The 2,185-nt window shown below is 42.1% G+C and carries 1 protein-coding gene; it reads right to left on the minus strand.

Annotated features, from left to right (window positions below; all coding sequences use genetic code 11):
• Window positions 1–598: 598 nt before the first annotated feature.
• Entirely contained in the window at window positions 599–2,029 is a 1,431-nt protein-coding gene (locus BUB56_RS19100) for an aldehyde dehydrogenase family protein (protein WP_110942826.1), read from the minus strand.
• Window positions 2,030–2,185: the final 156 nt, after the last annotated feature.

Below are 2,185 nucleotides of genomic sequence, written 5' to 3' on the forward strand. Positions count from 1 at the left end.
CTCTTCTCTAGGGCATCCAGCATCCCGATTACCGTGTGACCGCACAATCCGAATACATACTCTACCCCTTGCCTTTCTAAGTACTCTGTTAGTGCGTAGGCTACCAATTTCTTCACCGCTTTTTCTCCTTCCTACGGCACAGCCACTACCGCTCTAAGCTGCAGTTTATATATGTTTTTAACCTATGGTGTATTTTATATTCAGTGAAATACGAAGCTTTTCTTTAGCAAAAGCTACTGTTTTTGAGTTTCATCGTGCTTAACCATTTTCCTATTTTGATACCGTTTTCCTTAGCAGGAAAAAAACATACCATTACGATCATGCAGGCTCTTATTTTGTTCCATTCTGCGGAACCTTGTTCTTTTTATTGGAACTTGGTTTTAGTCTATCACCTTTTTTTTTGGTTGTCAATCACTATTCTAAATTGTCTTCAAATTCTGTCACATGATTATTTTCCCTTGTTCTCACCTATTTTTCCGAGAAAGATTTTGATCTTTTTAACACTTAATACTATACCTTCGGCATTCGTGGATTTTTCCACAGATGCCGAAGTTTAATGCCTTGCCTTATTTCTATTTATTCCTTAAAGTCTCTTCCCCTATTTTTCCATCTCCGCATCATAAAAATCTCCAAAGAGTTCTTCATCAGAGGGTCTGTCCTCAGGAATTGGGTAGGAAACCCAAGTGGTATTCATATAATGCTTTAAGCTAACATTTTCTGATACAATGTTGCCTCCCCAGGTTCCGCAGCCTAAGCTGGATGTCATTGGCATTCCGTTGTTGAAGGCCCCTGCATTGGCTTTAGATTGGGGCTGACGTACCATAATACGGCTTACGGGAGCCACCAGAGCTAACTGATGAATATGATCATCATTGAAAGAATAGATTCCAACAGAGTGACCTTTTCCGCCCACTTCGTAAATAGCATGCATCATCTTTAATGCATTCTCAAAGCCCTTTTCGTATTTGTATACGGCTAACAGGGTTGTCAGCTTTTCTCTTGAAAATGGATGCTCCTTTCCAATACCATCGCCCATGACGATGATAAACTTTCTGTCTTCAGGAATGGTAAACCCAGCTGCTTCAGCCAGTTTTTGTGGTGCAACCGCCACGGTATCCACCAATCTGTGGCCCTCATCATCCCACATTACCTTGCGAAGCTTTTCTTTTTCTTCTTCGTTGGCCAAATAGCCGCCCTCTACCACAAGTTGGCCGACCATTTTGTCAAAAATGGTTTCCTCAATAATTAGGTTTCCATCAGCAGAACAGCCTGATCCAAAGTCTGAAGTCTTACTCAGCATGGTATTGCGGGCTGCTTCCTCGATATTTGCGGTTTCATCAATAATCATGGTAGAGTTTCCTGCCCCAACACCATAAGCAGGCGTTCCTGAACTATAGGCAGCCTGAACCATGGCGGGCCCTCCTGTAGCAAGAACAAGATCTGCTCTGGACATAAGCGCTTTAGACATGGGTATATTCACCTTTGTAAGGCACTGGAGAATATCTGCAGGTGCTCCTTCTCTTTCAAGGGCCTCTCTCATCAGTCTTACGGTCTCAAAGGTAGTTTTTTTAGAACGGGGATGGGGTGAGAAAATCACTACATCCCTTGCCTTTATAGCATAAATGGCTGTTCCCGCCGGTGTAAGATCAGGATTTGTGGTAGGTACGATGGAGGCAATAATGCCTACCGGTTTTGCATATTTCTTAATTCCTTTTTCGGGAATATCTTCAATAACTCCTATACTCTTCTGCCGGAGTGCATCCCTAAGTACACCTCTAATTTTAAAACGCTTGCTTTGTCTGCTGATCGGATCTCCTAATCCACTTTCTTCAATACCCATATCTACCAATCTCAGGAAAGTTTTTTTGTTGGCTACTGCCCACGCCACTGCCTGACATAAACGGTCTACCTTTTCCTGGTCATAGGTTTCTATGATAGCCAATGCTCTTTTGGCTTTTTCAAAAGCCAGATCCAGCTCCTGTTGCTGTTCTAGTGTAAGATCATTTGCATTTGTGTTTGCACTTGCCATGGATATTACCTCCCGTGTAAATTTTATATATTAAGGATTAAGAAGGATATTTCTCTACTTAGTAGCCGCATGCTTGGATTTGATCGGCTCTCCATACATCAGCTTTCCATCTACTACATTTTCCTTCGGTGTATAGATGTCATTGATGTTCCATAC

This window comes from Geosporobacter subterraneus DSM 17957, from assembly GCF_900142145.1.
Classification (GTDB): domain Bacteria; phylum Bacillota; class Clostridia; order Peptostreptococcales; family Thermotaleaceae; genus Geosporobacter; species Geosporobacter subterraneus.

Coding starts and splice junctions, on each gene's coding strand:
- BUB56_RS19100 (WP_110942826.1), bottom strand. CDS start 2,029: ATGGCAAGTGCAAACACAAATGCAAATGATCTTACACTAGAACAGCAA.